This window comes from Belnapia mucosa (assembly GCF_016775475.1).
In the GTDB taxonomy this organism is placed as follows: domain Bacteria; phylum Pseudomonadota; class Alphaproteobacteria; order Acetobacterales; family Acetobacteraceae; genus Belnapia; species Belnapia mucosa.
The window spans coordinates 482319-503851 of record NZ_JAEUXJ010000004.1 but is presented as its reverse complement, the minus strand read 5'-3'; the positions used below and the strand labels follow the sequence as shown (position 1 = coordinate 503851).

At 69.9% G+C, this 21533-nt stretch carries 23 protein-coding genes and 1 tRNA gene; 9 read left to right on the top strand and 15 right to left on the bottom strand.

What is annotated here, in order from left to right:
• Nucleotides 1-138 precede the first annotated feature (138 nt).
• A complete protein-coding gene (locus JMJ55_RS13370) occupies nt 139-291 on the bottom strand; it encodes a hypothetical protein (RefSeq protein WP_202826036.1) in 153 nt (50 codons plus the stop codon).
• 26 nt (nt 292-317) lie between these two features.
• On the opposite strand from JMJ55_RS13370, the gene JMJ55_RS13365 reads away from it, so the two are divergent.
• Nucleotides 318-1223: an NAD(P)/FAD-dependent oxidoreductase gene (locus JMJ55_RS13365; protein ID WP_202826035.1), complete on the top strand. Its 906-nt coding sequence runs from the start codon at nt 318-320 to the stop codon at nt 1221-1223.
• On the opposite strand, the gene JMJ55_RS13360 is transcribed toward JMJ55_RS13365, so the two are convergent.
• The 6 genes from JMJ55_RS13360 to JMJ55_RS13335 all read right to left on the bottom strand — a co-directional run bounded on the left by JMJ55_RS13360 (nt 1220) and on the right by JMJ55_RS13335 (nt 4236).
• The gene (locus JMJ55_RS13360) at nt 1220-1633 is read right to left on the bottom strand and encodes a TadE/TadG family type IV pilus assembly protein (protein WP_202826034.1); all 414 of its coding nucleotides are present in this window, start codon (nt 1631-1633) and stop codon (nt 1220-1222) included. The two genes, JMJ55_RS13365 and JMJ55_RS13360, sit on opposite strands and share 4 nt — an antisense overlap.
• Nucleotides 1630-2934 (bottom strand): pilus assembly protein TadG-related protein, encoded by a 1305-nt coding sequence (locus JMJ55_RS13355; RefSeq protein WP_202826033.1) that lies wholly within the window; start codon nt 2932-2934, stop codon nt 1630-1632. Before JMJ55_RS13355 ends, JMJ55_RS13360 begins: the two co-directional genes overlap by 4 nt.
• A complete protein-coding gene (locus tag JMJ55_RS13350; RefSeq protein WP_202826032.1) occupies nt 2931-3353 on the bottom strand; it encodes a hypothetical protein in 423 nt (140 codons plus the stop codon). The genes JMJ55_RS13355 and JMJ55_RS13350 overlap by 4 nt, the downstream gene beginning before the upstream one ends.
• Before the next feature lie 316 nt (nt 3354-3669).
• A tRNA-Glu gene (locus JMJ55_RS13345) sits at nt 3670-3745 on the bottom strand.
• 42 nt (nt 3746-3787) lie between these two features.
• The gene (locus JMJ55_RS13340) at nt 3788-3967 is read right to left on the bottom strand and encodes a DUF2256 domain-containing protein (RefSeq protein ID WP_202826031.1); all 180 of its coding nucleotides are present in this window, start codon (nt 3965-3967) and stop codon (nt 3788-3790) included.
• Complete coding sequence (locus JMJ55_RS13335) at nt 3964-4236, bottom strand: DUF6476 family protein (protein WP_328702627.1); 273 nt, start codon at nt 4234-4236, stop codon at nt 3964-3966. Before JMJ55_RS13335 ends, JMJ55_RS13340 begins: the two co-directional genes overlap by 4 nt.
• On the opposite strand from JMJ55_RS13335, the gene JMJ55_RS13330 reads away from it, so the two are divergent.
• From JMJ55_RS13330 to JMJ55_RS13320, 3 genes are all read left to right on the top strand, one after another.
• The gene (locus tag JMJ55_RS13330; RefSeq protein WP_202826030.1) at nt 4223-5215 is read left to right on the top strand and encodes an RluA family pseudouridine synthase; all 993 of its coding nucleotides are present in this window, start codon (nt 4223-4225) and stop codon (nt 5213-5215) included. The two genes, JMJ55_RS13335 and JMJ55_RS13330, sit on opposite strands and share 14 nt — an antisense overlap.
• 234 nt (nt 5216-5449) lie before the next feature.
• The gene (gene rpoH / locus JMJ55_RS13325) at nt 5450-6331 is read left to right on the top strand and encodes an RNA polymerase sigma factor RpoH (RefSeq protein WP_202826029.1); all 882 of its coding nucleotides are present in this window, start codon (nt 5450-5452) and stop codon (nt 6329-6331) included.
• A gap of 111 nt (nt 6332-6442) precedes the next feature.
• The gene (locus JMJ55_RS13320; RefSeq protein ID WP_202826028.1) at nt 6443-6952 is read left to right on the top strand and encodes a VOC family protein; all 510 of its coding nucleotides are present in this window, start codon (nt 6443-6445) and stop codon (nt 6950-6952) included.
• Here the strand turns inward: JMJ55_RS13320 and JMJ55_RS13315 are convergent, their stop codons facing one another.
• The 7 genes from JMJ55_RS13315 to JMJ55_RS13285 form a co-directional block, all read right to left on the bottom strand.
• Nucleotides 6953-7681 carry a metallophosphoesterase gene (locus tag JMJ55_RS13315; RefSeq protein ID WP_202826027.1) on the bottom strand — a complete coding sequence of 243 codons (729 nt, stop codon included), beginning with the start codon at nt 7679-7681 and terminating at the stop codon, nt 6953-6955.
• Complete coding sequence (locus tag JMJ55_RS13310; protein WP_328702626.1) at nt 7681-9126, bottom strand: deoxyribodipyrimidine photo-lyase; 1446 nt, start codon at nt 9124-9126, stop codon at nt 7681-7683. The genes JMJ55_RS13315 and JMJ55_RS13310 overlap by 1 nt, the downstream gene beginning before the upstream one ends.
• Nucleotides 9127-9168: 42 nt before the next feature.
• Complete coding sequence (gene pdeM, locus JMJ55_RS13305) at nt 9169-9849, bottom strand: ligase-associated DNA damage response endonuclease PdeM (RefSeq protein ID WP_202826025.1); 681 nt, start codon at nt 9847-9849, stop codon at nt 9169-9171.
• Nucleotides 9846-12395 (bottom strand): ligase-associated DNA damage response DEXH box helicase, encoded by a 2550-nt coding sequence (locus JMJ55_RS13300; RefSeq protein ID WP_202826024.1) that lies wholly within the window; start codon nt 12393-12395, stop codon nt 9846-9848. The genes pdeM and JMJ55_RS13300 overlap by 4 nt, the downstream gene beginning before the upstream one ends.
• A 206-nt stretch (nt 12396-12601) precedes the next feature.
• Nucleotides 12602-13612 carry a sensor histidine kinase gene (locus JMJ55_RS13295; RefSeq protein ID WP_202826023.1) on the bottom strand — a complete coding sequence of 337 codons (1011 nt, stop codon included), beginning with the start codon at nt 13610-13612 and terminating at the stop codon, nt 12602-12604.
• A gap of 186 nt (nt 13613-13798) precedes the next feature.
• The gene (locus JMJ55_RS13290; RefSeq protein ID WP_202826022.1) at nt 13799-14641 is read right to left on the bottom strand and encodes a DUF1206 domain-containing protein; all 843 of its coding nucleotides are present in this window, start codon (nt 14639-14641) and stop codon (nt 13799-13801) included.
• 351 nt (nt 14642-14992) lie between these two features.
• On the bottom strand, nt 14993-15394 hold the full coding sequence (locus tag JMJ55_RS13285) for a hypothetical protein (RefSeq protein WP_202826021.1): 402 nt from the start codon (nt 15392-15394) through the stop codon (nt 14993-14995).
• Nucleotides 15395-16026: 632 nt separating this feature from the next.
• Between JMJ55_RS13285 and JMJ55_RS13280 the strand changes: the two genes are divergently transcribed.
• From JMJ55_RS13280 to JMJ55_RS13270, 3 genes are read left to right on the top strand one after another with little or no spacing between them, the layout of a single operon-like run.
• Nucleotides 16027-17073 carry a ligase-associated DNA damage response exonuclease gene (locus JMJ55_RS13280; protein ID WP_202826020.1) on the top strand — a complete coding sequence of 349 codons (1047 nt, stop codon included), beginning with the start codon at nt 16027-16029 and terminating at the stop codon, nt 17071-17073.
• Entirely contained in the window at nt 17070-18692 is a 1623-nt protein-coding gene (locus tag JMJ55_RS13275; protein WP_202826019.1) for a cisplatin damage response ATP-dependent DNA ligase, read from the top strand. The genes JMJ55_RS13280 and JMJ55_RS13275 overlap by 4 nt, the downstream gene beginning before the upstream one ends.
• A 42-nt stretch (nt 18693-18734) precedes the next feature.
• Nucleotides 18735-19823 (top strand): PA0069 family radical SAM protein, encoded by a 1089-nt coding sequence (locus tag JMJ55_RS13270; protein ID WP_202826018.1) that lies wholly within the window; start codon nt 18735-18737, stop codon nt 19821-19823.
• Here the strand turns inward: JMJ55_RS13270 and JMJ55_RS13265 are convergent.
• Nucleotides 19809-20507, bottom strand: a complete 699-nt coding sequence (locus tag JMJ55_RS13265) for a winged helix-turn-helix transcriptional regulator (RefSeq protein ID WP_202826017.1) — start codon at nt 20505-20507, stop codon at nt 19809-19811. The genes JMJ55_RS13270 and JMJ55_RS13265 overlap by 15 nt on opposite strands.
• 58 nt (nt 20508-20565) lie before the next feature.
• Between JMJ55_RS13265 and JMJ55_RS13260 the strand changes: the two genes are divergently transcribed.
• Both JMJ55_RS13260 and JMJ55_RS13255 read left to right on the top strand, forming a co-directional pair.
• Nucleotides 20566-20988: a VOC family protein gene (locus JMJ55_RS13260; protein ID WP_202826016.1), complete on the top strand. Its 423-nt coding sequence runs from the start codon at nt 20566-20568 to the stop codon at nt 20986-20988.
• A gap of 104 nt (nt 20989-21092) precedes the next feature.
• On the top strand, nt 21093-21485 hold the full coding sequence (locus JMJ55_RS13255) for a hypothetical protein (RefSeq protein WP_202826015.1): 393 nt from the start codon (nt 21093-21095) through the stop codon (nt 21483-21485).
• Nucleotides 21486-21533 lie beyond the last annotated feature (48 nt).

The following is a 21533-nucleotide window of genomic DNA, read 5'->3' as shown; positions in this document are numbered from 1 at the left end:
CCGTATTCAAAATACACACAAGTGGCGAGAATCATACAGAGGCCCTGGCGCCACATATCCGTGAGAGGCGCCCGGTGAACTCGCGGTGCGGCAGCGACGTAGTCAGTGCAAGCCCGAAGAGCGTTGAAGACATACGGACTAGCTGGCGCCGATGGTTTGTGCGGCGATGCAGAGATAGGCCGGAACCTCGCTGGTCAGCAGGCCGTTGACGGGCCCTCCGGAAGCGACATGCGTGGATGTACGCTGTTGTACGTCACGATCTTCGATTTCAGAGCACGCATCTTCGAGCATGCCAATCAAGGCAGGAGCAGGTCGCAATGTATGACGTGGCAATTGTCGGCGGCGGCCCGGCCGGTCTCAATGCCGCGCTGGTTCTGGGCCGCTGCCGGCGGCGCGTGCTGCTCTGCGATGCCGGCAATCCACGCAACGCCGCCTCACGCGGCGTGAACGGCTTCCTCTCGCGCGACGGAATCCCACCTGGCGAATTGCGTCGCATCGGCCGTCAGGAGCTCGGTCACTATGAGACGGTCGAGCTCCGCGACGCGGATGTCGCCGATGCGGAATGCCTCGGGCAGCCGGAGACGCCTTTCCGCCTGACCCTGGCCGGCGGCGAGCGCGTCGGTGCCCGCAAGCTGATTCTCGCCACGGGCCTGGTCGAGGAATTGCCCCAGATCGAGGGGATGGAGACGCTCTGGGGTCAGAGCGTCTTCGACTGCCCCTATTGCGATGGCTGGGAGGAGCGCGACCGGCCCATGGCCGTCTATGGGCGCGGCGAGCGCGGCATGCGCTTCGCCCTGGAGATGCTGAGCTGGAGCAGGGATCTCGTCTTGCTGACCGATGGCCCCGCCGAGCTCTCGGCCGAGGATCGCGACTGCCTGGTGCGCAACGGCGTTTCTATCCGGGAGGAGCAGGTGGCGCGGCTGGAGGGAGGCGACGGCCGGCTCGACCGCATCCGCTTCCATGATGGCTCGGCGCTGGAGCGGAGCGCGCTGTTCCTGGCTGGCGGCATCAGGAAGCTGCACGCGCTGGTGACGCGGCTCGGCCTGGAGCTGACGTCGCGCGGCACGGTCCGGACGGGTACCTGCGAGGCCACGAATGTGCCGGGACTCTATGTCGCCGGGGATGCATCGCGGCGCGTGCAGTTCGCGGTGGTCGCCGCGGCCGAGGGAGCCATGGCCGCTTTCGCGGTCCATGACGAGCTGCTGACCGAGGACCGGCTTTAGAAGGGCAGGGCCACCGACTGGCTGGGGTTGCTGAGCCTCGTCCCCCAGAAGGGCATGAGCGGCTGGAAGCTTTGCGAGGCACGGACGACGAGCATGTTGCCGTTCGGGGCGACCGTGACGGTCGGCATGGTGCCGTCGAGGAACAGCGCCGGCGCGATCCGCCGCTTCTCCGTCTCGCTCAGCGGATCGCCACAGGTGGCGGGTGACTGGCTGCGGATGGCGGCATTCGAATAGCAGCCGATGACCAGGGCCCTCGAGGTCGCGCTGGCCAGGGTGCTCAGCGAACTCGTCGTCAGGCCATAGCGGCCGAGATCGACGAGGCCGAGGACCGCGGCGAATAACGGCGCCGCGGCGATGGCGAACTCGGCCGTCGTCATGCCCGAGCGGCTGCGGAGATGGCGTCGTATCATCGGACGAGCATCACGGTTTGCGACCGGGGGATCGTATTGGCCGGACACCCCGAGCTCTGGAAGGTGGAATTGCCCTGGACGGTCACGCTGGCGGCGATGATCTGGGTGCAGTTGTTGCTGCCCGCCGCATTCCCGCCCCAGGTGATGTCGCCATTGGGGAAATAGAGGACCCCGCCCAGGACGGAGCCGCCATTCCCGGTGAAGTTCACATTGCCGCTGACATCGCTGGAGAAGAGTACGCCATCCAGCCTCGGGTAGCTGTTGTTCACCATGGCGGCGGTCAGGGTGACCGTGCCGCCATTGATGGTCAGGCTCGATTTGCCGAGCAGGACGATGTTGACGTTGCTGCCGGTGAGGCTGCCGCCCGTCATCTTGAAGGCGGCGTTGTGGAAGAAATAGGTCCCTGGCGAGAGCGTCAGGCTGCCGCCATTGACGGTGAGGTCGCCATAGGCGGTGCTGGAGGGGCTGAGCTGGCAGACCTGGTTGCTCGAGCAGGTTGTCTTGCTGGAACCCTGCTTGATGCTGGCGAACTGGTTGTTCAGCCCGGCCAGCGGATCGGTCACGGGCGGCGCATACCAGTTGAAGGGCACCCCAAGCGTGGTGCAGGTGGTGCTCGACGCCGTGCAGCCGCCCACGGCGCGGACCGCCCAGCCGGGCCCGGTGAATTGCGGGCTGCTGTTGAACTTGAAGCTGGTGTCCGACATCAGCGTGCAGTTGCCGCCCGTGAGCACGGCACTGCCGCCGATCGTGACGCCATTCGATCCCGAAAGTCCCAGGACGCAGATCGGCGAGGGCATCTGGACCTGCGCGATCGCCTGGGCATTGATGGTGACGCTTCTGCCCATGAACAGCGAAGCGAGATGGGCCGGCTGGCTCTGCGCCAGGCTCACCTGGACGGCATTGCCGCTGCCGGAGGGGGTGAAGACGCCGGCGGCGAAGGTGCCGGTCGTGACCTCGGCTATCCGCCCCATGCCGGATGGCAGTGGCTGGCAGATCGAACCCGGATAGGCTGCGCTATCGCCGGCCGCGCAGAAGCCATTCTGCGCCGCGAATTGCCGGGCCCGATAGGCGACCGACTGGCTGTCGCTCTGGGCGCAGCCGGTGCAGGCCGCGGCCAGGCGCAAGGCGCCCGAATAGGCCGCGGCATCCGCCGCATTCTGTGCGCGCCGCTTTGCCACGTACCAGCTTCCCACCTCGGCGCCGATGGCGGCCATGCCGACCAGCGGCACGGCCAGCGCGGCGAAGACCGCGGCGACGGTGCCGCGGCGGCAGCGGAGGCTGCGGATGAGGGCAGCCTTCATTGGAAGCGTTCCGTATGCACGATCCGGCAGCCATTCGGCGGCGGGCAGAGCGCGAGCACATGCGGCGAGAGGGTGACGGTGGTCGCCAGCGACACCCATTTCGGCGACACCGTGTTGGAAGTGCAGGCCGAGGCCGTATCGCCGCAAAGAACCTGAGCGCTGACGGTGAAGCCCGGGACCGCAGGCAGGGTCCAGGCCGAGATATTCGTCACATCCGCCGGCGGGTGGAACTGCGCATAGGCGCCGAGGCCACGGAGGGTCTGGTAGGCGCCGATCATCCTGACCACGGCCGCGGCCACATCCGCGACCGGGAAGGCCAGTGCCACCAGGACCGGCAGGATCAGCGCCAGCTCCGCCGTGGCAACCCCGCGGCGGTCCCGGGCGGATATCCAGGCGTGGCTCATGCCAAAGAGGCGCATCGATCGAACCCCTCCGCCTTCCAGGTCACGAGTGGAGCGCCGGGCAGTCCCATGACGCAGCACCCGTATGGGTAGAGTTTCCGAGGTGGATTCACTACCTCGGGCGATAAGGGGTTTGCAACCCATGCGCGATATTCGCGCGCAAATTGCGCCTAAATGGAAGACGTTGCGGCGGATTCAATGGGATGAATCCAGCTTTTCATCCCCATCACCGATGGTGGTGGTGCATCTGGTTGGCTGGGATGGCGCTGGACCAATCTCGGCAGGCCGCCCTATGGCAGCGGCCGACGTGCTCGATGGTGCCGAAAGCGCGCGATGGCGTCCCCTAGGGGATTCGAACCCCTGTTACCGCCGTGAGAGGGCGGTGTCCTAGGCCTCTAGACGAAGGGGACCTTGGCGCGAGGCCGGCCTTCTACCCGTGGACGGCGCCGGGATCAAGCGCCCTTGCGCGCTTTTTCGATCGTGGCCCGCGCCGCCTCCCGCCGGCCGCTCCGGCAGGCCTCGGAGCAGAAGCGCACCTGCTCCCAGTCCCGCGCCCATTTCCGCCGCCAGGCGAAGGGCCGGCCGCAGGCGGCGCAGGTCTTCTCCGGCAACGGCGCGGCCCGGCGAGTCATCGGCCCAGCCGGATCTCGCCCGCAACGCGGCCGCGCTTCGGGTCCACCACCAGCACCCGGTCGCCATCAGGCCGCTGCACCCAGACCCCGATTCCGCCCTCGGCCGCGGCCACGCCGCCGATCCGCGTTCCCTCCGGCTGGTTCAGCGCCACCTCCCAGGCGGCGCCCCCGCCGCCACCGGCCCGCTGGACGAGCAGCGCAACCAAGGTCACGGTGCCGCCGACGATCAGCACCCCCATAGCGACGACCAGCACCTTGAGCGCACCCACGGACAATCCTCCCGAGACCTTCACCGCCCTTGCGGGCCCGGATTCGGCCGGCCTTCGCGCCGACCGCTTCCTGGCGGAGGCGATAGGTTCGCTCTCGCGCTCCCGCGTCAAGGCGCTGATCATCGCCGGCGCCGCGACGCGGGATGGCCAGCCGCTGCGCGACGCGGCGGAGACGGTCCGCGCCGGCTGCACCTATGCCCTCGCGGTCCCCCCGGCGGTCGATGCCCTGCCGCTGCCGCAGGATATCCCGCTGACGATCCTGTTCGAGGATCGCGACCTGATCGTGCTCGACAAGCCGGCGGGCCTCGTCGTCCATCCGGCACCGGGCAACCAGGACGGCACCCTGGTGAATGCCCTCCTCGCCCATGCCGGGGATGACCTGCCGGGAATCGGCGGGGAGAAGCGGCCGGGAATCGTCCACCGGCTGGACAAGGACACCTCCGGCGTCATGGTCGTCGCCAAGACCGAACAGGCGATGCGGGTGCTGGGGGAGACCTTCGCCAATCGCGACCTCGACCGCGAGTATCTCGCCCTGGTCTGGGGCCTGCCGCAGCCCATGGCGGGCGAGATCGCGGGCGATATCGGCCGCCACCCGACCGACCGGAAGCGCATGGCGGTGGTCACCCGCAACGGCAAGCCGGCGCTGACCCGCTACGCCACGGAGCGTGCCTGGGGCGCCGCCTGCGCGCTGCTGCGCTGCCGCCTGGCGACCGGCCGGACCCATCAGATCCGGGTCCACCTGGCCGAGCAGGGCCATCCCCTGGTCGGCGACCCCGTCTATCTGCGCCGCACCCCGGGTGCGGCGAAGCTGCTGGCCGAGCCCGCCCGCTCCGCCCTGCTCGCCTTCCCCCGCCAGGCGCTGCATGCGGCCAGCCTCGGCTTCCGCCACCCGGTCACCGGCCAGCCGCTGAGCTTCGCCGTGCCGCCGCCCGCCGACTTCGCCGCATTGCTCTCGGTGTTGGATGGTAACGCCGAGTAACCGAGCCCCATGGTCGGTTTTTGTTGCGTCGCGGCACCACCTCTGCTAAAAAGCGCCACGGCAGCGTTGTTCCGGGTGCCGCTAATCCCCATGCCGCAGCCTTTGCTCGCCTCGTCGTGACCGGGGCAGGCGCGGTCGGGTGGGCCCGGATAGCGTTCAGACTGCCAGATTCGCCGCTGGGTTGGGTGCCGCCGTCACGGGGTCGCCCACCAGCGCAGGAGGCAGATATCCATTATGGCTTCCAGCTCGGTTATACCCATCGCCCCTGAGGGCAACCTCTCCCGCTACCTCCAGGAGATTCGGAAATTCCCGATGCTCTCCCCGGAGGAGGAGCTGTCGCTCGCCAAGCGGTGGAAAGAGCAGGGCGATGAGCGTGCCGCCCACAAGCTGGTCACCTCGCATCTCCGGCTCGTTGCCAAGATCGCCATGGGCTATCGCGGCTACGGCCTGCCGGTCGGCGAGCTGATCTCCGAGGGCAATGTCGGCATGATGCAGGCGGTGAAGCGGTTCGACCCGGATCGCGGCTTCCGCCTGGCCACCTATGCCATGTGGTGGATTCGCGCTGCCATCCAGGAATACATCCTGCACAGCTGGTCGCTCGTGAAGATGGGCACGACGGCGGCGCAGAAGAAGCTGTTCTTCAACCTCCGCCGGCTGAAGGCGCAGATGTCCGCTCTCGAGGACGGCGATTTGAAGTCCGAGCAGGTGGAGAAGATCGCCCGCGTCCTCCAGGTGCCGGAGCAGGACGTGGTCTCGATGAATCGCCGCCTCGCTTCGCCCGACCACAGCCTGAACGCCCCCGTCCGCGCAGACAGCGAGGGTGAGTGGCAGGATTGGCTGGTCGATGAGCAGGAGACGCAGGAGAGCACCCTCGCCGACCGCGAGGATCTCAGCAACCGGCGCGAACTGCTCGGCGAGGCGCTGAAGACGCTGAACGAGCGGGAGCGCCATATCCTGATCGAGCGGCGCCTGAAGGATGAGCCGACTACGCTGGAGGAGCTCTCGCAGCAGTACAACATCAGCCGCGAGCGCGTCCGCCAGATCGAGGTTCGCGCCTTCGAGAAGCTGCAGAAGAGCATGAAGACCCAGATCGTCGAGCGCAGGCTCGCGGTCTGACCTCCGCGGCGGCTCGTGGTCCGGGCCTTCGCTGATAACGGTCATCCGGCTTGATGATTGGCGCCGCCCCCCGGGGCGGCGCCATTGTTTTGGGCGAAGGAGATTGCAGCCATGCCCGAAGCCCCGCTCACCGGCCCCGAGGCCGCCGCGCCGATCCACCCCGCGGCGCGGATCGGCCATGTCCATCTCAAGGTCGCCGATATCGACCGCGCGCTGGGCTTCTGGCGCGACGTGCTGGGGTTCGAGCTGCAGCAGCGCATGGGCGGGCGGGCCGCCTTCCTCTCGGCCGGCGGCTATCACCACCACATCGCCCTCAATACCTGGGAGAGCGAGGGCGGCGCTCCGCCGCCGCCGGGCAGCACCGGGCTCTATCATGTCGCGCTGGTCTATCCGGACCGCCCGGCGCTCGCCGCCGCGCTGCGCCGGGTGCTCGCCGCCGGCATCCCGCTGGAGGGCGCCTCGGACCATGGAGTCTCGGAAGCGATCTATCTGCGCGACCCGGACGGCAATGGCGTCGAGCTCTACCGCGACCGCTCGCAGGAGGATTGGCCACGCGATGCCGCCGGGAACCTCGCCATGTTCACCCGCCGGCTCGACCTCGCTGCCCTGCTGCGGGAATAGCTACCAGGGCAGGTCGATCCAGGAGAGGTGCCCGCCCTTGCCGGCGCCGGTATCGAGGAAGATCGCCCGTCCCCCCGCCGCATTCCGCTGCTCATAGGGCCTTCCGTCGGTCGAGCGCCGCTCATGCCCGCAGTACAGGGTGAAGCCGGGCGGGATCGTCTCCACCCAGTCATGCAGCCGCTCCGGATAGCCATCCGGCCGCATCCGGCCGGTCACTTGGCCGAACAGGGCGCGGGAGAGCATCGGGTCCGGCTTGCGCGTCCCGGCATCGGGCGGCGGCGGATCCCGCAGCATCCGTGGATGCCAGCCGGCATGCACGAAAAGTCGCGTCCCGAGCCGCAGCCAGGCCGGCGCGGCGCCGATCTCCTCGATGGCGCGGGCCGCCAGCGCCGCACCATCCGGCGCTGCTTCCAGCTGCGCCAGGGTCCGCCCCAGCCCCTCGGCCGCCATCCGCACCCGCTGGCCGAGCAGCACCCGGCGCAGCTTGTGGTCGTGATTGCCGAGCAGGAAGCGCCCCCGCCCGGCATCCCGCAACGCGAACATCCGCCGCAGCACCGCCGGGCTGTCCGGCCCGTGGTCGGTGAGGTCGCCGAGCTGAAGGAGGAACAGCCCTTCCGCCTCCGCCCCGGCCGCGGCATGTTCGAAGCCGGCGGCATCGCCATGCACATCACCGACGACGCGCAGGCCATGGAAGCCGCGGGCGCGGAGATCCGCCTCGGCCGCGTCCATCACGACGCCTCCGCCCGGCCGCGAAGCGTGGCGAGCGCGGCCAGCGCCCGCTGCCGTCCGGCCTCCGGCGTCACCACCGGGCGTGGATAGTCGCGGTCGAGCGCCACCCCGGCCTCCTGCAGCACCGCCTCCGGCGCGTCCCAGGGATGGTGCAGCCAGCGATCGGGCAGCCGCGCCAGCTCCGGCAGGAAGCGGCGGACATAGCGGCCCTCAGGGTCGAATTTCTCGCCCTGGAGCACCGGGTTGAAGATGCGGAAATAGGGCGCCGCATCGGTGCCGCTGCCCGCCACCCATTGCCAGGAGGCACTGTTGGCCGCGAGGTCGGCATCCACCAGCGTGTCCCAGAACCAGGCCGCGCCATCCTGCCAGGGCTGCTGCAGCTGCTTCACCAGCAGCGAAGCGGCGATCATCCGCACCCGGTTGTGCATCCAGCCCAGCCGCCAGAGCTGGCGCATCCCCGCATCGACGATCGGATAGCCGGTCCGCCCCCGCTGCCAGGCCCGCAGCAGGGCGGCATCCGGGTCCCAGGGGAAGTCGGCGAAGCGGGGCTTGAGCGGCGCCTCGGGCAGTTCCGGCCGGTGCCAGAGGAGATGATAGGAGAAGTCGCGCCAGACCAGCTCCGAAAGGAAGGGCCAAGCGGCATCGAGTCCCTCCGGCAGCGCCGCCCGCACCGCCTGCCAGACCTGGCGCGGCGAGACCTCGCCCCAATGCAGATGCGGCGAAAGGCCGGAGGAGCCCTCGATCGCCGGCAGGTTCCGCCCCTCGGCATAGCTCCGCACCGGACCGGCGAGGAAGCGCGCGAGCCGCGCCGCGGCGCCGGCCTCGCCGGGCGTCCAGAGCGTGCCGAATTCCGCCGCCCAGTCGGGCTCCGGCGGCTGCGGCAGCAGGCGCAGGGCCGCCAGCGCCTCGCCGCCCGCCGGATGCGGGACCCCGCGCAGCCGGTCCGGCGCCGGCAGCGGCGCCGGCGGCTCGCCCCGCGCCCGCAGCGCCTTGGCGAAGGGGCCATAGACCGCATAGGGCTTGCCGCTGCCGCTCCGCAGCTCGGCCGGGTCGTGCAGCAGGGCCGAGGGGAGGAGGGTGAGGCGGCGGCCAGCGGCGCCCAGCGCCTCCGCGACACGGGCATCGCGTTCCCGCGCCCAGGGGTCATAGAGGCGGCCGGCCATCACCTCATCGGCGCCCACCGCATCGGCCAGGGCCGGGATCACCGTTTCGGCCCGGCCCCGCGCCAGCAGCAGCGGTGCCCCGCGGGCTGCCAGCGCCTCCCCCAGCGCCGCGAGGGAGTGGTGCAGCCACCAGCGGGCCGCGCCGCCCGGCGCCCAGCGGCCAGCCGCCGCTTCGTCCAGCACATAGACGGGCAGGATGGGGCCATCCCCCGCGGCGGCGAGGGCGGGGTTGTCGGCGAGGCGGAGGTCCTGGCGGAACCAGATCAGGCGGGGAGACGGCATGGATCGCATGTAGGGTGGTCTCGGCGAGGCGCGACCTCTGCCTCACGCCGGCATGCTGTAGAGCCGCTCCCGCCCCAGCAGGAAGAGCCGGGCGCCGCGCGGGAAGAGGCCGGCGATGGCCGGGTCCCGCGCGTCGAGCCCACCGGTATAGGCGCCGAAGGCCGGCAGCACCGCCCGCCTGCCATCCACCACGAAGCAGGGCCGGGTCACGCCCCCCGCCCGGGTCGGCATGGTCGCCTTGGGGTGGAAATGGCCGGAGATTTCCGCCCCCGCCGGCGCCGCGAAGCGGGAGGCCGGCGGCTGGGCCTGGTGGCGGAAGACCAGCGGCCCGTCCCGCACCTCCTCCGCCGCCTGGCCGGGCAGGCCCTCCGGCGGCTCCGGATCGTGGTTGCCCAGCACCCAAAGCATCTCGACCCCCGCCAGCATCCGGGTCAGCGTCTCCAGCTCCGCCGGCGGCAGGCGGGAGGCGCCGTGGCGGTCATGGAAGCTGTCGCCGAGGGCGATGATCCGCGCCGGCTGCCAGCGTCGCAGCAGTAGGGCGAGGCGCGAGAGCGTCTCCCGCGTGTCGTAGGGGGGGAGAAAGCGGCCGGCGGCGGCGAAGGCGCTGCCCTTTTCCAGATGCAGGTCGGCCACCACCAGCGTCCGCCGCGCCGGCCAGTGCAGCACCCCGGCCGGATCGAGCATCAGCCGCTCGCCCGCCAGATGGATCGGCGCCGCGTTCATGCCCGGCCGAGGCTCTTCGGCGCGTTGCGGATGAAGCGGCTGTGCCGCGGGCGGCCCTCGCGGTGGCGGGGCTTGTCCACGTCGCGCGGGCGGATGCGCACGCCCTCCGTCACATCGGCCAGCAGCTCGGAGAAGATGTCGGCGCCATCCGTCGCTTCCTCGACCAGGGCGGCGGCCTCGGCCAGCAGCGCCTCCTCGGCGCCGCCGGCGACCCATTCGCGCCCCTCCTCGATCAGCGCCGGCACGGCCAGTGGCGAGACTCGGTCGAGGGAGCGGTGGATGATGCGGCCGCGGGCGCGCGCCAGCAGCAGGCCAATGCGGGCGACATCGGTGAGGCCCCCCGCCGCCTCCTGCCGCGTCGCGCGCAGCAGGATGTGGTCGGGTTCGTGCTTGCGCAGCACGTCGTAGATCAGGTCGGCATTCATGGTCATCTGGCGGGGGCGTTTTTCCTGGCCCGGGTGGTTCTTCTCGATCAGCCCGGCGATGGTGGCGATGTTGCGGAAGGTGCGGCGGAGCATGGAGCTCTCGGCCATCCATTCCTCGAGATCCTCGCCGAGGATGTCCTCCTCGAAGAGCGGCGCGACCTCGGTGGGCTCGAAGGCCGACCAGGCGGCGAGGATATAGTCGGTGGCGAGATAGCCGAGCGGGCCATAGCCCAGCCGTTCCATCCGCTTCGTCACCAGCATGCCGAGGGTCTGGTGCGCCAGCCTTCCCTCGAAGCAATAGGCAACGAGGAACCAGCGGCCGCCGCGCGGAAAGGTCTCGATCAGCAGCCCGTCCTTGGGCGGCAGCATGGATCGGTGCTGCTGCAGCCGCAGCCAGTCGCGCACCGGGGCCGGCAGCAGGCGCCATTTGCGCGGGTCGTGGATGATCTCCCGCACCCGCGCCGCCAGCCAGGTGGAAAGCGGCATGCGGGCGCCGGCATAGGCGGGCACCCGCGGCTCGCCCTCGCCGCCGCGCGAGACCACGGCGCTGACGCCGTCCAGCGCTTCGAAGCGCAGGGTCTGGCCGGCGAAGATGAAGCAGTCGCCGGCGACGAGGGTGGAGATGAACCACTCCTCCACCTCGCCCAGCACCGGGCCGCCGCGCAGCCGCACCTTCACCAGCGGCGTCTCGACGATGGTGCCGAGATTCATCTTGAGCTGGCGGGCGACGCGCTGGTCGCGCACATGGACCATGCCCTCGGCATCGCGGAACAGCTTGCGGAAGCGCTCATAGACCCGCAGCGCATAGCCGCCATTCTCGACGAAGCCGAGCACGTCGTCGAAGTCGCGGCGCGAGAGTTCAGCGTAAGGCGCTGCCCGCCGCACCTCGTCATACAGCTCGTCCGGGTGGAAGGGCGCGTGGCAGGCCATGGCCAGGATGTGCTGCGCCAGCACATCGAGCCCGCCCGGCCGCGGCAGGTCGCCATCCAGCTCCTCATGCCGCACCGCCTCCAACGCCGCGGTGCATTCGATCACCTCGAAGCGGTTGGCGGGGACGAGGACGGCACGGGAGGGCTCGTCCATCCGGTGGTTGGCGCGGCCGACGCGTTGCAGTAGCCGCGCGACGCCCTTCGGCGCGCCGACCTGGATCACCTGGTCCACATCGCCCCAGTCGATGCCGAGATCGAGCGAGGCCGTCGCCACCACCGCCCGCAGCTTCCCGGCGGCCATCGCCGCCTCCACCTTGCGGCGCTGCTCGACCGTCAGGCTGCCGTGATGCAGCGCGATCGAAAGGCCGTCCTCGTTCAGCCGCCACAGCGCCTGGAAGCAGAGCTCCGCCTGGGCCCGCGTATTGACGAAGACGATCGTGACGCGTGCCTCGCGGATGCGCCGATAGACCTCGGGCATGGAGGCGAGGCCCATATGCCCGCCCCAGGGCAGACGCCCCTCCGGCAGGGTGATGGAGAGCTCCGGCGCTGCGCCGCCGCGCACCTGCACCAGCCGCACCGCCTCCGGCGCGCCGCTCGGCGAGAGGAAGGCCCGCAGCGGCTCGGGATGCGCGACCGTCGCCGAGAGCCCGACCCGCCGCGCCCCGGGCGCCAGCCGCCCGAGCCGGGCGAGGCAGAGGGCGAGCTGGTCGCCGCGCTTGGTCCCCGCCAGGGCGTGGATCTCATCGACCACCACCGCGCCCAGCCCGGCGAAGAACTCATCCGCCTCGGGCTGGGCGAGCAGCAGGGCGAGGCTTTCCGGCGTGGTCAGCAGCAGGTTGGGCGGATCGGCCCGCTGCCGCGCCCGGCGGTTCTGCGGCGTGTCGCCCGTCCGGGTCTCGATCCGGATCGGCAGCCCCATCTCCTCGACCGGCGCCATGAGGTTGCGGGCGATATCGACGGCCAGGGCCTTCAGCGGCGAGATATAGAGGGTGTGCAGGCCGGCCCGCGGCGAGCGGGCCAGATCGACCAGGCTGGGCAGGAAGCCGGCCAGCGTCTTGCCGCCGCCGGTCGGCGCGACCAGCAGGGCGGATTGCCCCGCCTCGGCCGCGCGCAGCAGGGCGAGCTGATGCGGCCGCGGGGTCCAGCCGCGTGCGGCGAACCAGGCGACAAATGGTTCCGGCAATGTTCCCATGCGCCGGGGAATATGGCGGCACCGGTGCCGCTCGGGAAGGCTCCAAGGCCCATTAGGCAAGGCCGACCGGGTCGGACCGTCGGGTCTTTGCCGCCCTGGGCGCGTCGGCCGGCTTGCCGATGCAACCGGCATCGGCGGCGCCGTCCTCCTTCCGGGGCCGAAAAATCCCTCGCTGGCCCTCAACCGCCGGCCTTGCCTGATGGGCCTTAGCCGCAGGCGAAGCGCAGGGTCGCCGTCGTTCCGTGATCGGCCTCGATCCGCAGGCTGGCATGGGCCTGCCGCGCGAGGCGGGGGACCAGATGCAGGCCGAGGCAGCCCTGCGGCGTCCGGCGCCGCTGGCTTTCCTGCAGGCCGATCCCGTCATCGGCGATGATCAGCTCGCCGAGCCCCGGCGCGGCCCGGCGCAGCTCCAGCCGGATGGTGCCGCCGGGCCGGTCGGCGAAGGCATGGCGCGCCGCATTCACCACCAGCTCGTTCACGATGAGGGCGAGGGGCGTCGCCTGGGAGACGGGCAGCAGCAGCCCGTCCTCCGCATCCAGCTGCAGGGTCACGCCGGGTCGGCCGACCACCTCCAGCGCCATGCGCGCCGTCGCGGCCAGTTCGGTGGCGAGGTCGATCACCGCATTCTCGGCGATGCGGAACATCCGGTCCTGCACCAGCGTCGCCAGCATCACCCGCGTCGCCGCGCCACGCAGCGCCGCCGATACCTCCGGATTGGTCGCCCGGCTGGCCTGGAGGCCGAGGAAGGAGGTCGTCGCCTGGGCGTTGTTCTTCACCCGGTGGTGCAGCTCCGCCAGCAGCGTCTCCCGCTCGGCGAGCGCCTGGCGGCGTTCGTCCAGCGCCTGGCGCATCTCCGTCACATCGACGCAGGAGCCGAAATAGCCGGCGAATTGCCCGCCGCGGGAATAGGGGCGGGCGCTGTCCAGCAGCCAGCGCCAGGCGCCGTCATGCCGGCGCAGCCGGTAGTCGATGGAGAAGGGGCGGCGGGCGGCGAAGGCCTCGGCGAAGACGGTCTCGCAGCGCGGGCGGTCCTCGTCATGCAGCGCCTCGAGCCAGCCATGGCCGAGCTCCGCCTCCATCGGCCGGCCGGTGAAATCCAGCAAGGGCTGGTTGACGAAGCCGCGGGCACGGTCGGGACCGGCATGCCAGATCATGACTGGGGCATGATCGGCGAGCAGGCGGAATTGCGCATCCACCACCGGGGCGCCTTCCGCCATCTCCTGCTCCGCTGACGACATCCGGTCCCCTTGCACCCTGACCCAGAGACTATGTTGCGGGCCCGAACGCGTTAGACGCCCCGGGCGAGGCGGGGTTCCCGCACTCCCCCCGACGCGCGCGGTTGGGAACGGCCGGCCCCGGGCCGGGTTGCGGCGCGTCCGATGCCGGATTTCCCAAGCCGGGCCTCAAGCCGTGCGGGCGCGGGCCGGGCCGGGCTGGCCCTGGTCCCCCGGCGCCTCGATGCGCCGATATCGCGCCTCGGCGAATTCGAACAGGCCGAAGGCGGCGAGGCCGAAGGCCACCAGCCCGAAGAGCACCCGGCCGAAGGGCTGCGCCTGCAGGGACAGCAGCGCGCCGCCCAGGCCATGGGCCTCGCTCGGGTCGGTCCGGTAGGCGGCGAGCAGGAGGAAGCCTGCAACCAGCAGGAAGACGATGCCGCGCGCGGCATAGCCGAGCCGGCCGAGCGGTATCACCCAGCGCGCCGTCGCCGCCTCGCAGGCCAGGCGCCGGGCGAAGGAGGCGGACCAGGCCTTCACCATCATCCCGAGGCCCGCGCCGCCGATCGCCAGGCCAACCGCGCCGACCAGCCAGCGGCCGAAGGGTTGCGACAGCAGCCACCGGGTCCAGTCCCGCGCCGATTGTTCTTCCCCCTGGCCGCCGCTGCCCCAACCCATGACGAGGCCGAGGGCGAAGACGCCGAGCCCGGCATAGATGATGGCGGAGATCACCTGCCCGAGGCGGATGACCAGGGCGCGCGGCGCCCGGCCATGCCCATCGGCATCCAGTACCGCCTGGCACAGGCGCCAGACGGCGAAACCGAACAGGCCGAGCGCGACGATGGCGAGGAGGACGGTGCCGAGCGGCTGGAAGAACAGCGTCTGCAGGGCGCCCTTCGACCCAGTGGCCGAGCCGCCCCGCTGGAAGGCCGCGAGCAGGGCGAGGCCGCCGATCAGCAGGTTCACCACGCCGCGGGCGGCGTAGCCGAGACGGGCGAGGAGTTCCAGGCGGCGGCGCGGGGTTGGCAGCATGGGTCCCGGTTCGTTGTTGAAGCCGGAACGGGGAGGGGGAGGGTGGGTTCCGGGCGGGCGGCGGCTCCGCCCTGCTTGCCGCAACCAACACACCACCCAAGTGGTTGCGCCTGCGGCATCAGGATATCCTAGCCGGCCATGGACCCGCCCCCGTACGGGGGTTACGAACAACGAGCCGATAGACCGAAGCAGCCATGCGCGGTCCAACGCAAGAAATAGACTTGTGACGTCCAGCGCTGGCCACATTCTGTAATGGCAGGTATGTACATCTCGCGCCTTCTGTCGCGGCTAGGCCACCTCTGGGCGCGGCAGTGCGCATTGACCTGTAAGTTGCATCGCTGGCGCCAGCAATCATACGCGGGTGATTGTTATTCCAAATCCTAAAAATCCACCGTTATCGATATGGTATTGTAACAGCCCAGTGCTGTCGATTGGGACCGCAATAGTGGCCTTCGTCGTCTGCTCACCTAGCTTTAAAGGTGCGAGGCCGCGCAATTTCGACATACGGTCGAGGTGGTCATCGGAATTTACAGAATGCACAACCTCTAGGTAAAAAGCCTCTGTAACTACCGTGCGGTTCGGATAAACCGTCACAATCTCCGTTCCCCCGCTTCCAATATTGCCAAAGCCGACATCAATGGCTTGGATTTTTCCAGCGGAATCCCGAAATTGTTGGTAAACAATGATTTTATAGGTTGCTAAGCTGCCAAGGAAGCGCTTGGCTCTTGATATTGATATAATGAATTTCTCCACTGTGGCGCCCTCCGTTTAAGAGCATTGTCAGCAAACACGCTGGAGATGAGCGACGATTGTGTTGACATCTTTCACAATACAATATCACGCTCTAAGGCCACATCCCCTGGAGAAGCGACTAAAACGCGAAGCGGACGCCTACCCATCTGGATTCCTTCCAGGCTAAGTTGGGGATCCCGTCATCCCGCTAGCAGACAATGCAGTGTGCTCTAAGCGGTGGCGCGAACGGTAGCTTTTTGCGGGTAAGGCGACCGTTGGCTGTTTGGTCGTGGGACTTGGTAGTGCGGGTCATAGATGAACCTGCAGGACTCCATCCGTCCAGGCTTGGCAAATGCCCTTGTAGAGCTTGAGCCCCCGTAGGGTCTTCAGCCAACGGGCGAAGTTGCCGGATCAGTGCAGTCGTGGCCGCAACGGCCGCAGGTGATCCGCGGCGGCGATGGCCGTCATGACGCGCTGATGCCATATAAAACAAGGCTAGAAGTCGGGCGAAAGCCGTGCGTCATCGGCATGCCAATTCAGACAGTCTATTCCTAGTTTGCGCCAGATTTATACGGCACGATCACGGGCTGTCGGCAACCTGGGCGTTGGCTAAGTAGTTCGGCTTGCGGCATTTGCCGCCACCGAAGGATAAGATGCGCCACCCCGAGACCTGGCTCCGCGTCACCCCCGAAGGCCTCCTCTGCGAACCGGGCGGCTTCTATATCGACCCGCCCCGGCCGGTGGCGCGTGCCGTCATCACCCATGGCCATGCCGACCATGCCCGCCCCGGGCACCAAGCGGTGCTGGCGACGCCGGAGACGCTCGCCATCATGCGCGCCCGGATGGGGGAGGGGGCAGGGGCCAGCCAGCAGGCGATGCGCCATGGCGAGGTGTTGCGCCAGGGCGAGGTGACGATCCGCCTGGTCCCCGCCGGGCATGTGCTCGGCTCCGCCCAGGTGGTGATGGAATGGCAGGGCAGCCGCGCCGTCGTCTCCGGCGACTACAAGCGCCAGCCCGACCCCACCTGCCTGCCCTTCGAGCCAGTGCCCTGCGATGTCTTCGTCACCGAGGCCACCTTCGCCCTGCCGGTCTTCCGCCATCCCGACCCGGCGCATGAGGTGGCGAAGCTGCTGCGGAGCCTCTCCCTCTTCCCCGAACGCACCCATGTCGTCGGCTGCTACGCGCTCGGCAAATGCCAGCGGCTGATCGCCCTGCTGCGCGCCGCCGGCTGGGACCGGCCGATCCATCTGCACGGGGCGCAGCAGCCGCTCTGCCGGCTCTATGAGGAGCTCGGCGTACCGCTCGGCGAGCTGCGGCCCGCGACCGTCGCCAACAAGGCGGAGCTGAAGGGCGCCATCGTCCTCGCGCCCCCCTCCGCCATCGCCGATCGCTGGGCCCGGCGCCTGGCGGAGCCGGTGACGGCGCTCGCCAGCGGCTGGATGCGGGTGCGCCAGCGCGCCAAGACCCGCGGGGTGGAACTGCCCATGGTCATCAGCGACCATGCCGATTGGGACGCGCTGAACCGCACCATCGACGAGGTTGGCGCGCCCGAGGTCTGGGTCACGCATGGCCGCGACGATGCGCTGGTGCATGCCCTGGCGCTGCGCGGCATCCGCGGCCGGGCGCTCCATCTGGTCGGCCTCGGCGAGGATGAGGACGAGACCCCGGCCGAGGCGCCCGAAGGGGCCCCCGCGGCATGAGCCTGCCCGCCTTCGCCGAGTTGCTGGAGCGGCTGATCTTCACCCCCGGCCGCAATGCCAAGCTCGCCCTGCTGCGCGACTGGTTCGCCACCCAGCCGGACCCGGATCGCGGCGTCGGCCTCGCCGCCCTGACCGAGGAGCTGGTCTTCACCGCTGCCAAGCCAGCGATGATCCGCGACCTCGTTGCCGCCCGCACCGACCCGGTGCTGCTCGCCCTCAGCCATGACTATGTCGGCGACCTGGCGGAGACGGTGGCGCTGATCTGGCCGGAGCGCACCGGCGTCAACGCCTCGCCGCCGACGCTCTCCGAGGTGGTGGAGGCGCTGGAGGTCACGCCCAAGGCTGAGCTGCCAGGGCTGATCGCCGGCTGGCTCGATACGCTCGATTCCGGCGGGCGGCTGGCCCTCATCAAGCTGATCACCGGGGGCCTGCGGGTCGGCGTCTCCGGCCGGCTGGCGCGGGTGGCGCTGGCCGAATGGTCCAGCAAGCCGGTCGAGGAGATCGAGGAGATCTGGCACGGCGTCGCCCCGCCCTATCTGCCGATCTTCCGTTGGCTGGAAGGCCAGGAGGAAAAACCCGACCCGCGCGACGCCCCGGTCTTCCGCCCGCTGATGCTGGCTCATCCGCTGGAGGATCGCGACCTCGCCGCCCTCGACCCGGCGGCCTATCGCGCCGAGTGGAAATGGGACGGCATCCGCGTCCAGCTCACCGCCGGCCCGGGAGGCCGGCGCATCTGGAGCCGGGGCGGGGAGGATATCTCCGGCGGCTTCCCCGAGATCCTGGAGGCGATGGACTTCCACGCCGTGCTCGATGGCGAGTTGCTGGTGATCCGCGACGGCCCAGGGGGAGGGGTCGTGGCGCCCTTCGCCGATCTGCAGCAGCGGCTGAACCGCAAACTGGTCGGGCCGAAGATGCTGCGCGACTATCCGGTCGGCGTCCGGCTCTATGATCTTCTGTTCGTGGAAGGGGAGGATCTTCGCCCGCTGCCCTTCGACGAGCGGCGGCGGCGGCTGGAGGATTGGGTGGCCCGCCACGCGCCGGCGCGGATGGACCTCTCGGCGATGATCGCCTTCGGCTCCGTCGCGCAGCTCTCCGAGGTGCGGGACGGCGCGCGCGCCGCCTCGATCGAGGGGCTGATGCTGAAGCGCGCCGACAGCCCCTACCTCGCCGGCCGGGTGAAGGGGATGTGGTGGAAGTGGAAGCGCGACCCGCTCTCGATCGATGCCGTGCTGATGTATGCCCAGCGCGGCCATGGCAAGCGCAGCAGCTTCTATTCCGACTACACCTTCGGCCTCTGGCGCCCGGCGGAAGGGGGCGGCGAGGAGCTGGTCCCGGTCGGCAAGGCCTATTCCGGCTACACGGATGAGGAGCTGGGCTGGCTCGACCGCTGGATCCGCAACCATACGGTCAGCCGCTTCGGCCCGGTGCGGGAGGTGGAGAAGAGCCTGGTACTGGAGGTGATCTTCGATGCCGCCCAGCTTTCCGGCCGGCACAAATCAGGCGTCGCCCTGCGCTTCCCCCGCATCGCCCGCATCCGCACCGACAAGCCGGCAAGCGAGGCGGACCGGCTGGAGAACCTGATGGCCTATGTCGAGGCGGGGCCGGCCACGGACGAGTAATTGTTCTTGATATGTTCCGGTGAGGTGGCCTATCCTCGCGCCATGCCGCCCTCCGACGACGCCCTGCCCGAGCAGCCGCGGAAAGGCCGCGGCGCCGTCTCCAATCGGCCGAGCACTCGCTTCGGCCTGCCCGACCGCCATGCCGTCGATGACGGTTGGGGCGCGATGGAGGAGGAGGAATGGACGCCGCGCGAGGCTGCCAGCCTTGGCATCGATGCGGCGCGGCGGATCATCACCACCAATGACAGCCCGGATATCGGCTTCGACCGCTCCATCAACCCCTATCGGGGCTGCGAGCATGGCTGCATCTACTGCTTCGCCCGCCCCACCCATGCCTATCTGAACCTCTCGCCCGGCCTCGATTTCGAGACGCGCATCCTCCACAAACCGGATGCGCCGGCGCTGCTGCGGCAGGAACTCGCGGCGCGCGGCTACCTGCCGCGGCCGATCATGCTCGGCATCAATACCGATGCCTATCAGCCCTTCGAGCGCCACCTGGGCCTGACGCGGCACATCCTCGAGGTGCTGGCGGAATTCCGCCATCCGGTCGGGCTGCTCACCAAATCGGCGCTGATCGAGCGCGATATCGACATCCTGGCGCCGATGGCGGCGGCGGGGCTGGCGCGGGCCGGCATTTCCATCACGACGCTCGACCGCAGCCTCGCCCGGCGGATGGAGCCGCGCGCGGCGACGCCGGGGCGAAGGCTGGCGGCGATCCGCGCCCTCTCCTCGGCCGGCATCCCGGTGACGGTGATGGCGGCGCCGGTCATCCCCGGCCTCACCTGCCACGAGATCGAGCCGATCCTGGAGGCCGCCGCCGCGGCCGGCGCCACCGGCGCGGGCATGACGCTGGTGCGCCTGCCGCATGAGATCAAAGCCCTGTTCGAGGAATGGCTGCGCGCCCACGCCCCCGACCGCGCCGCGCGGGTGCTGAGCCTGATCCGCCAATGCCGCGGCGGGCGGCTGAACCAGGCCGAGTTCGGCGAGCGGATGCGCGGCACCGGCCCCTATGCGGCGCTGCTGCGGCAGCGCTTCAGCCTTGCCGCCGCCAGGCTCGGCCTCGACCGCCCGCGCCTGCCGCTCGACACCTCGCAATTCCGTCCCGCCGGGCCGCAGCTATCCCTGTTCTGACCCGGCCTTGGGCGGCAGCGGGAAGAGGGTGAGGAAGCGCTCCGCCAGCGCCCGGTTGCCCTCGATCCGCAGCGCCCCGGCCGCCTCCAGCGCTGCAAGCGGCTGGCCGCCATAGACCGCACCGGCGATGACGGCCGGCGCCCCGTCGATGACGAGGTCGGCCCCTTCCACCGGCCCGGCGGCGATTCCGATCCGCCCGCCTTCCAGCCGCGCCAGATAGGTCTCCGCCCCCAGCCGGAAGCCGACCCGCGCCGCGAGATCGCCGGCCCGTCCCGGATCCAGCATGGTCCGCAGCGACAGCAGCAGCGAGGCAGCACTGAAGGGCAAGGTCGGGTCATGCCGCGGCGAGCGCGCCGCCCAGCGGCCGAGCGCCTGGAAGATCGGCTCGCTCTCATGCCCCCAGTCCGTCAGCGCATAGACCTGGACCGAGGCCGGCGGCGGCAGGCGCTGCCGCACCACCACCCCGGCCGCCTCCAGCCCGGCCAGCCGCTGGGTCAGCACATTGGCGCTGATCCCGGGCAGGCTGGCGCGTAACTCGCCGAAGCGCCGGGGGCCGAACATCAGCTCCCGCATCACCAGCAGCGCCCAGCGCTCCCCCAGCAGGTCGAGGGCATGGGCGGCGGCGCAGGCATCCTCGTACCAGCGGCGGGACGGATCGCTGGAGGTTATTTTTTCTGACTTCATGATTGCTATTTCTAACTCATTCCGGCAGGCTGGCCAAGGTTCAAGGGGGAACCTGTCCATGCCGAAGATGATTTTCGTGAACCTGCCCGTCACCGACCTGAAGCGGTCGATCGCCTTCTACGAGGCCGTGGGCGCGCGGCTGAACCCGCAATTCACCGACGAGACCGCCGCCTGCATGGTCTTCTCCGAGACCATCCACGCCATGCTGCTGACCCATGACAAATACCGGCAATTCACCCAGAAGCCGATCGCCGATGCCCATGCGGCGAGCGGCGTGCTGATCTGCCTCTCGGCCGAAAGCCGGGCCGAGGTGGATGCGATGGTGGGCCAGGCCGCCGGGGCCGGCGGCCGCGCCGATCCGGGCAAGGTTCAGGATTACGGCTTTATGTATGGCCGCAGCTTCGAGGATCCGGACGGCCATCACTGGGAGATCATGTGGATGGACATGGCCGCGGCCCAGAAGGCGATGGAGCGGGCCTGACGGCCAGCCTCGCGGGTGATGGGGGCGCTGATGGGCATGGGCCGTCTCGACCTCGCGGCGCTCCGGCGCTCCTATGCCGGGGAGAGTACCGCGGAGCCCGCCCCATGCGCTTCAACCATGTCGCCAACCGGCTGAACCCAACGCATTTCGAGACGGTGGTGGCGCTCTTCACCACCCAGCTCGGCTTCACCGTGCTACGGCGGACGGAGCGGGCCATCTGGCTCCGCCAGCCCGGGGCCAATATCGACCTGCAATTCAGCCGCAGCGAGACCGCGGGGCGGGATGTGGACAAGCAGCGCTCCCAGGTCTCCTTCCTCAGCGAGACGCCGCGGGAGGATCTGAAGGCGCTGGCTGCCTGGGCGGCGGGGAGGGGCCTCGCAGCCACGATCGGGGCCTATTCGGGGCGCGAATTCTACCTCGATGCCCCCGATGCCTTCGTCGATTTCGTGATCGAGGCGATGCGGCCGGAACTGGCCGACTATCCGCTGGACGAATAGGGGCGCGAGCCCCTTGCATCCCCCCTGTCCCCCTGCCACACCCGCGCC

Bases quoted from the DNA above. Each gene is read 5' to 3' on its own strand.
- JMJ55_RS13370 (WP_202826036.1), bottom strand. From the start codon at position 291: ATGCTCGAAGATGCGTGCTCTGAAATCGAAGATCGTGACGTACAACAG.
- JMJ55_RS13365 (WP_202826035.1), top strand. From the start codon at position 318: ATGTATGACGTGGCAATTGTCGGCGGCGGCCCGGCCGGTCTCAATGCC.
- JMJ55_RS13360 (WP_202826034.1), bottom strand. From the start codon at position 1,633: ATGATACGACGCCATCTCCGCAGCCGCTCGGGCATGACGACGGCCGAG.
- JMJ55_RS13355 (WP_202826033.1), bottom strand. From the start codon at position 2,934: ATGAAGGCTGCCCTCATCCGCAGCCTCCGCTGCCGCCGCGGCACCGTC.
- JMJ55_RS13350 (WP_202826032.1), bottom strand. From the start codon at position 3,353: ATGCGCCTCTTTGGCATGAGCCACGCCTGGATATCCGCCCGGGACCGC.
- JMJ55_RS13340 (WP_202826031.1), bottom strand. From the start codon at position 3,967: ATGACTCGCCGGGCCGCGCCGTTGCCGGAGAAGACCTGCGCCGCCTGC.
- rpoH (WP_202826029.1), top strand. From the start codon at position 5,450: ATGGCTTCCAGCTCGGTTATACCCATCGCCCCTGAGGGCAACCTCTCC.
- JMJ55_RS13320 (WP_202826028.1), top strand. From the start codon at position 6,443: ATGCCCGAAGCCCCGCTCACCGGCCCCGAGGCCGCCGCGCCGATCCAC.
- JMJ55_RS13315 (WP_202826027.1), bottom strand. From the start codon at position 7,681: ATGGACGCGGCCGAGGCGGATCTCCGCGCCCGCGGCTTCCATGGCCTG.
- JMJ55_RS13310 (WP_328702626.1), bottom strand. From the start codon at position 9,126: ATGCCGTCTCCCCGCCTGATCTGGTTCCGCCAGGACCTCCGCCTCGCC.
- pdeM (WP_202826025.1), bottom strand. From the start codon at position 9,849: ATGAACGCGGCGCCGATCCATCTGGCGGGCGAGCGGCTGATGCTCGAT.
- JMJ55_RS13300 (WP_202826024.1), bottom strand. From the start codon at position 12,395: ATGGGAACATTGCCGGAACCATTTGTCGCCTGGTTCGCCGCACGCGGC.
- JMJ55_RS13295 (WP_202826023.1), bottom strand. From the start codon at position 13,612: ATGGCGGAAGGCGCCCCGGTGGTGGATGCGCAATTCCGCCTGCTCGCC.
- JMJ55_RS13290 (WP_202826022.1), bottom strand. From the start codon at position 14,641: ATGCTGCCAACCCCGCGCCGCCGCCTGGAACTCCTCGCCCGTCTCGGC.
- JMJ55_RS13280 (WP_202826020.1), top strand. From the start codon at position 16,027: ATGCGCCACCCCGAGACCTGGCTCCGCGTCACCCCCGAAGGCCTCCTC.
- JMJ55_RS13275 (WP_202826019.1), top strand. From the start codon at position 17,070: ATGAGCCTGCCCGCCTTCGCCGAGTTGCTGGAGCGGCTGATCTTCACC.
- JMJ55_RS13270 (WP_202826018.1), top strand. From the start codon at position 18,735: ATGCCGCCCTCCGACGACGCCCTGCCCGAGCAGCCGCGGAAAGGCCGC.
- JMJ55_RS13265 (WP_202826017.1), bottom strand. From the start codon at position 20,507: ATGAAGTCAGAAAAAATAACCTCCAGCGATCCGTCCCGCCGCTGGTAC.
- JMJ55_RS13260 (WP_202826016.1), top strand. From the start codon at position 20,566: ATGCCGAAGATGATTTTCGTGAACCTGCCCGTCACCGACCTGAAGCGG.
- JMJ55_RS13255 (WP_202826015.1), top strand. From the start codon at position 21,093: ATGCGCTTCAACCATGTCGCCAACCGGCTGAACCCAACGCATTTCGAG.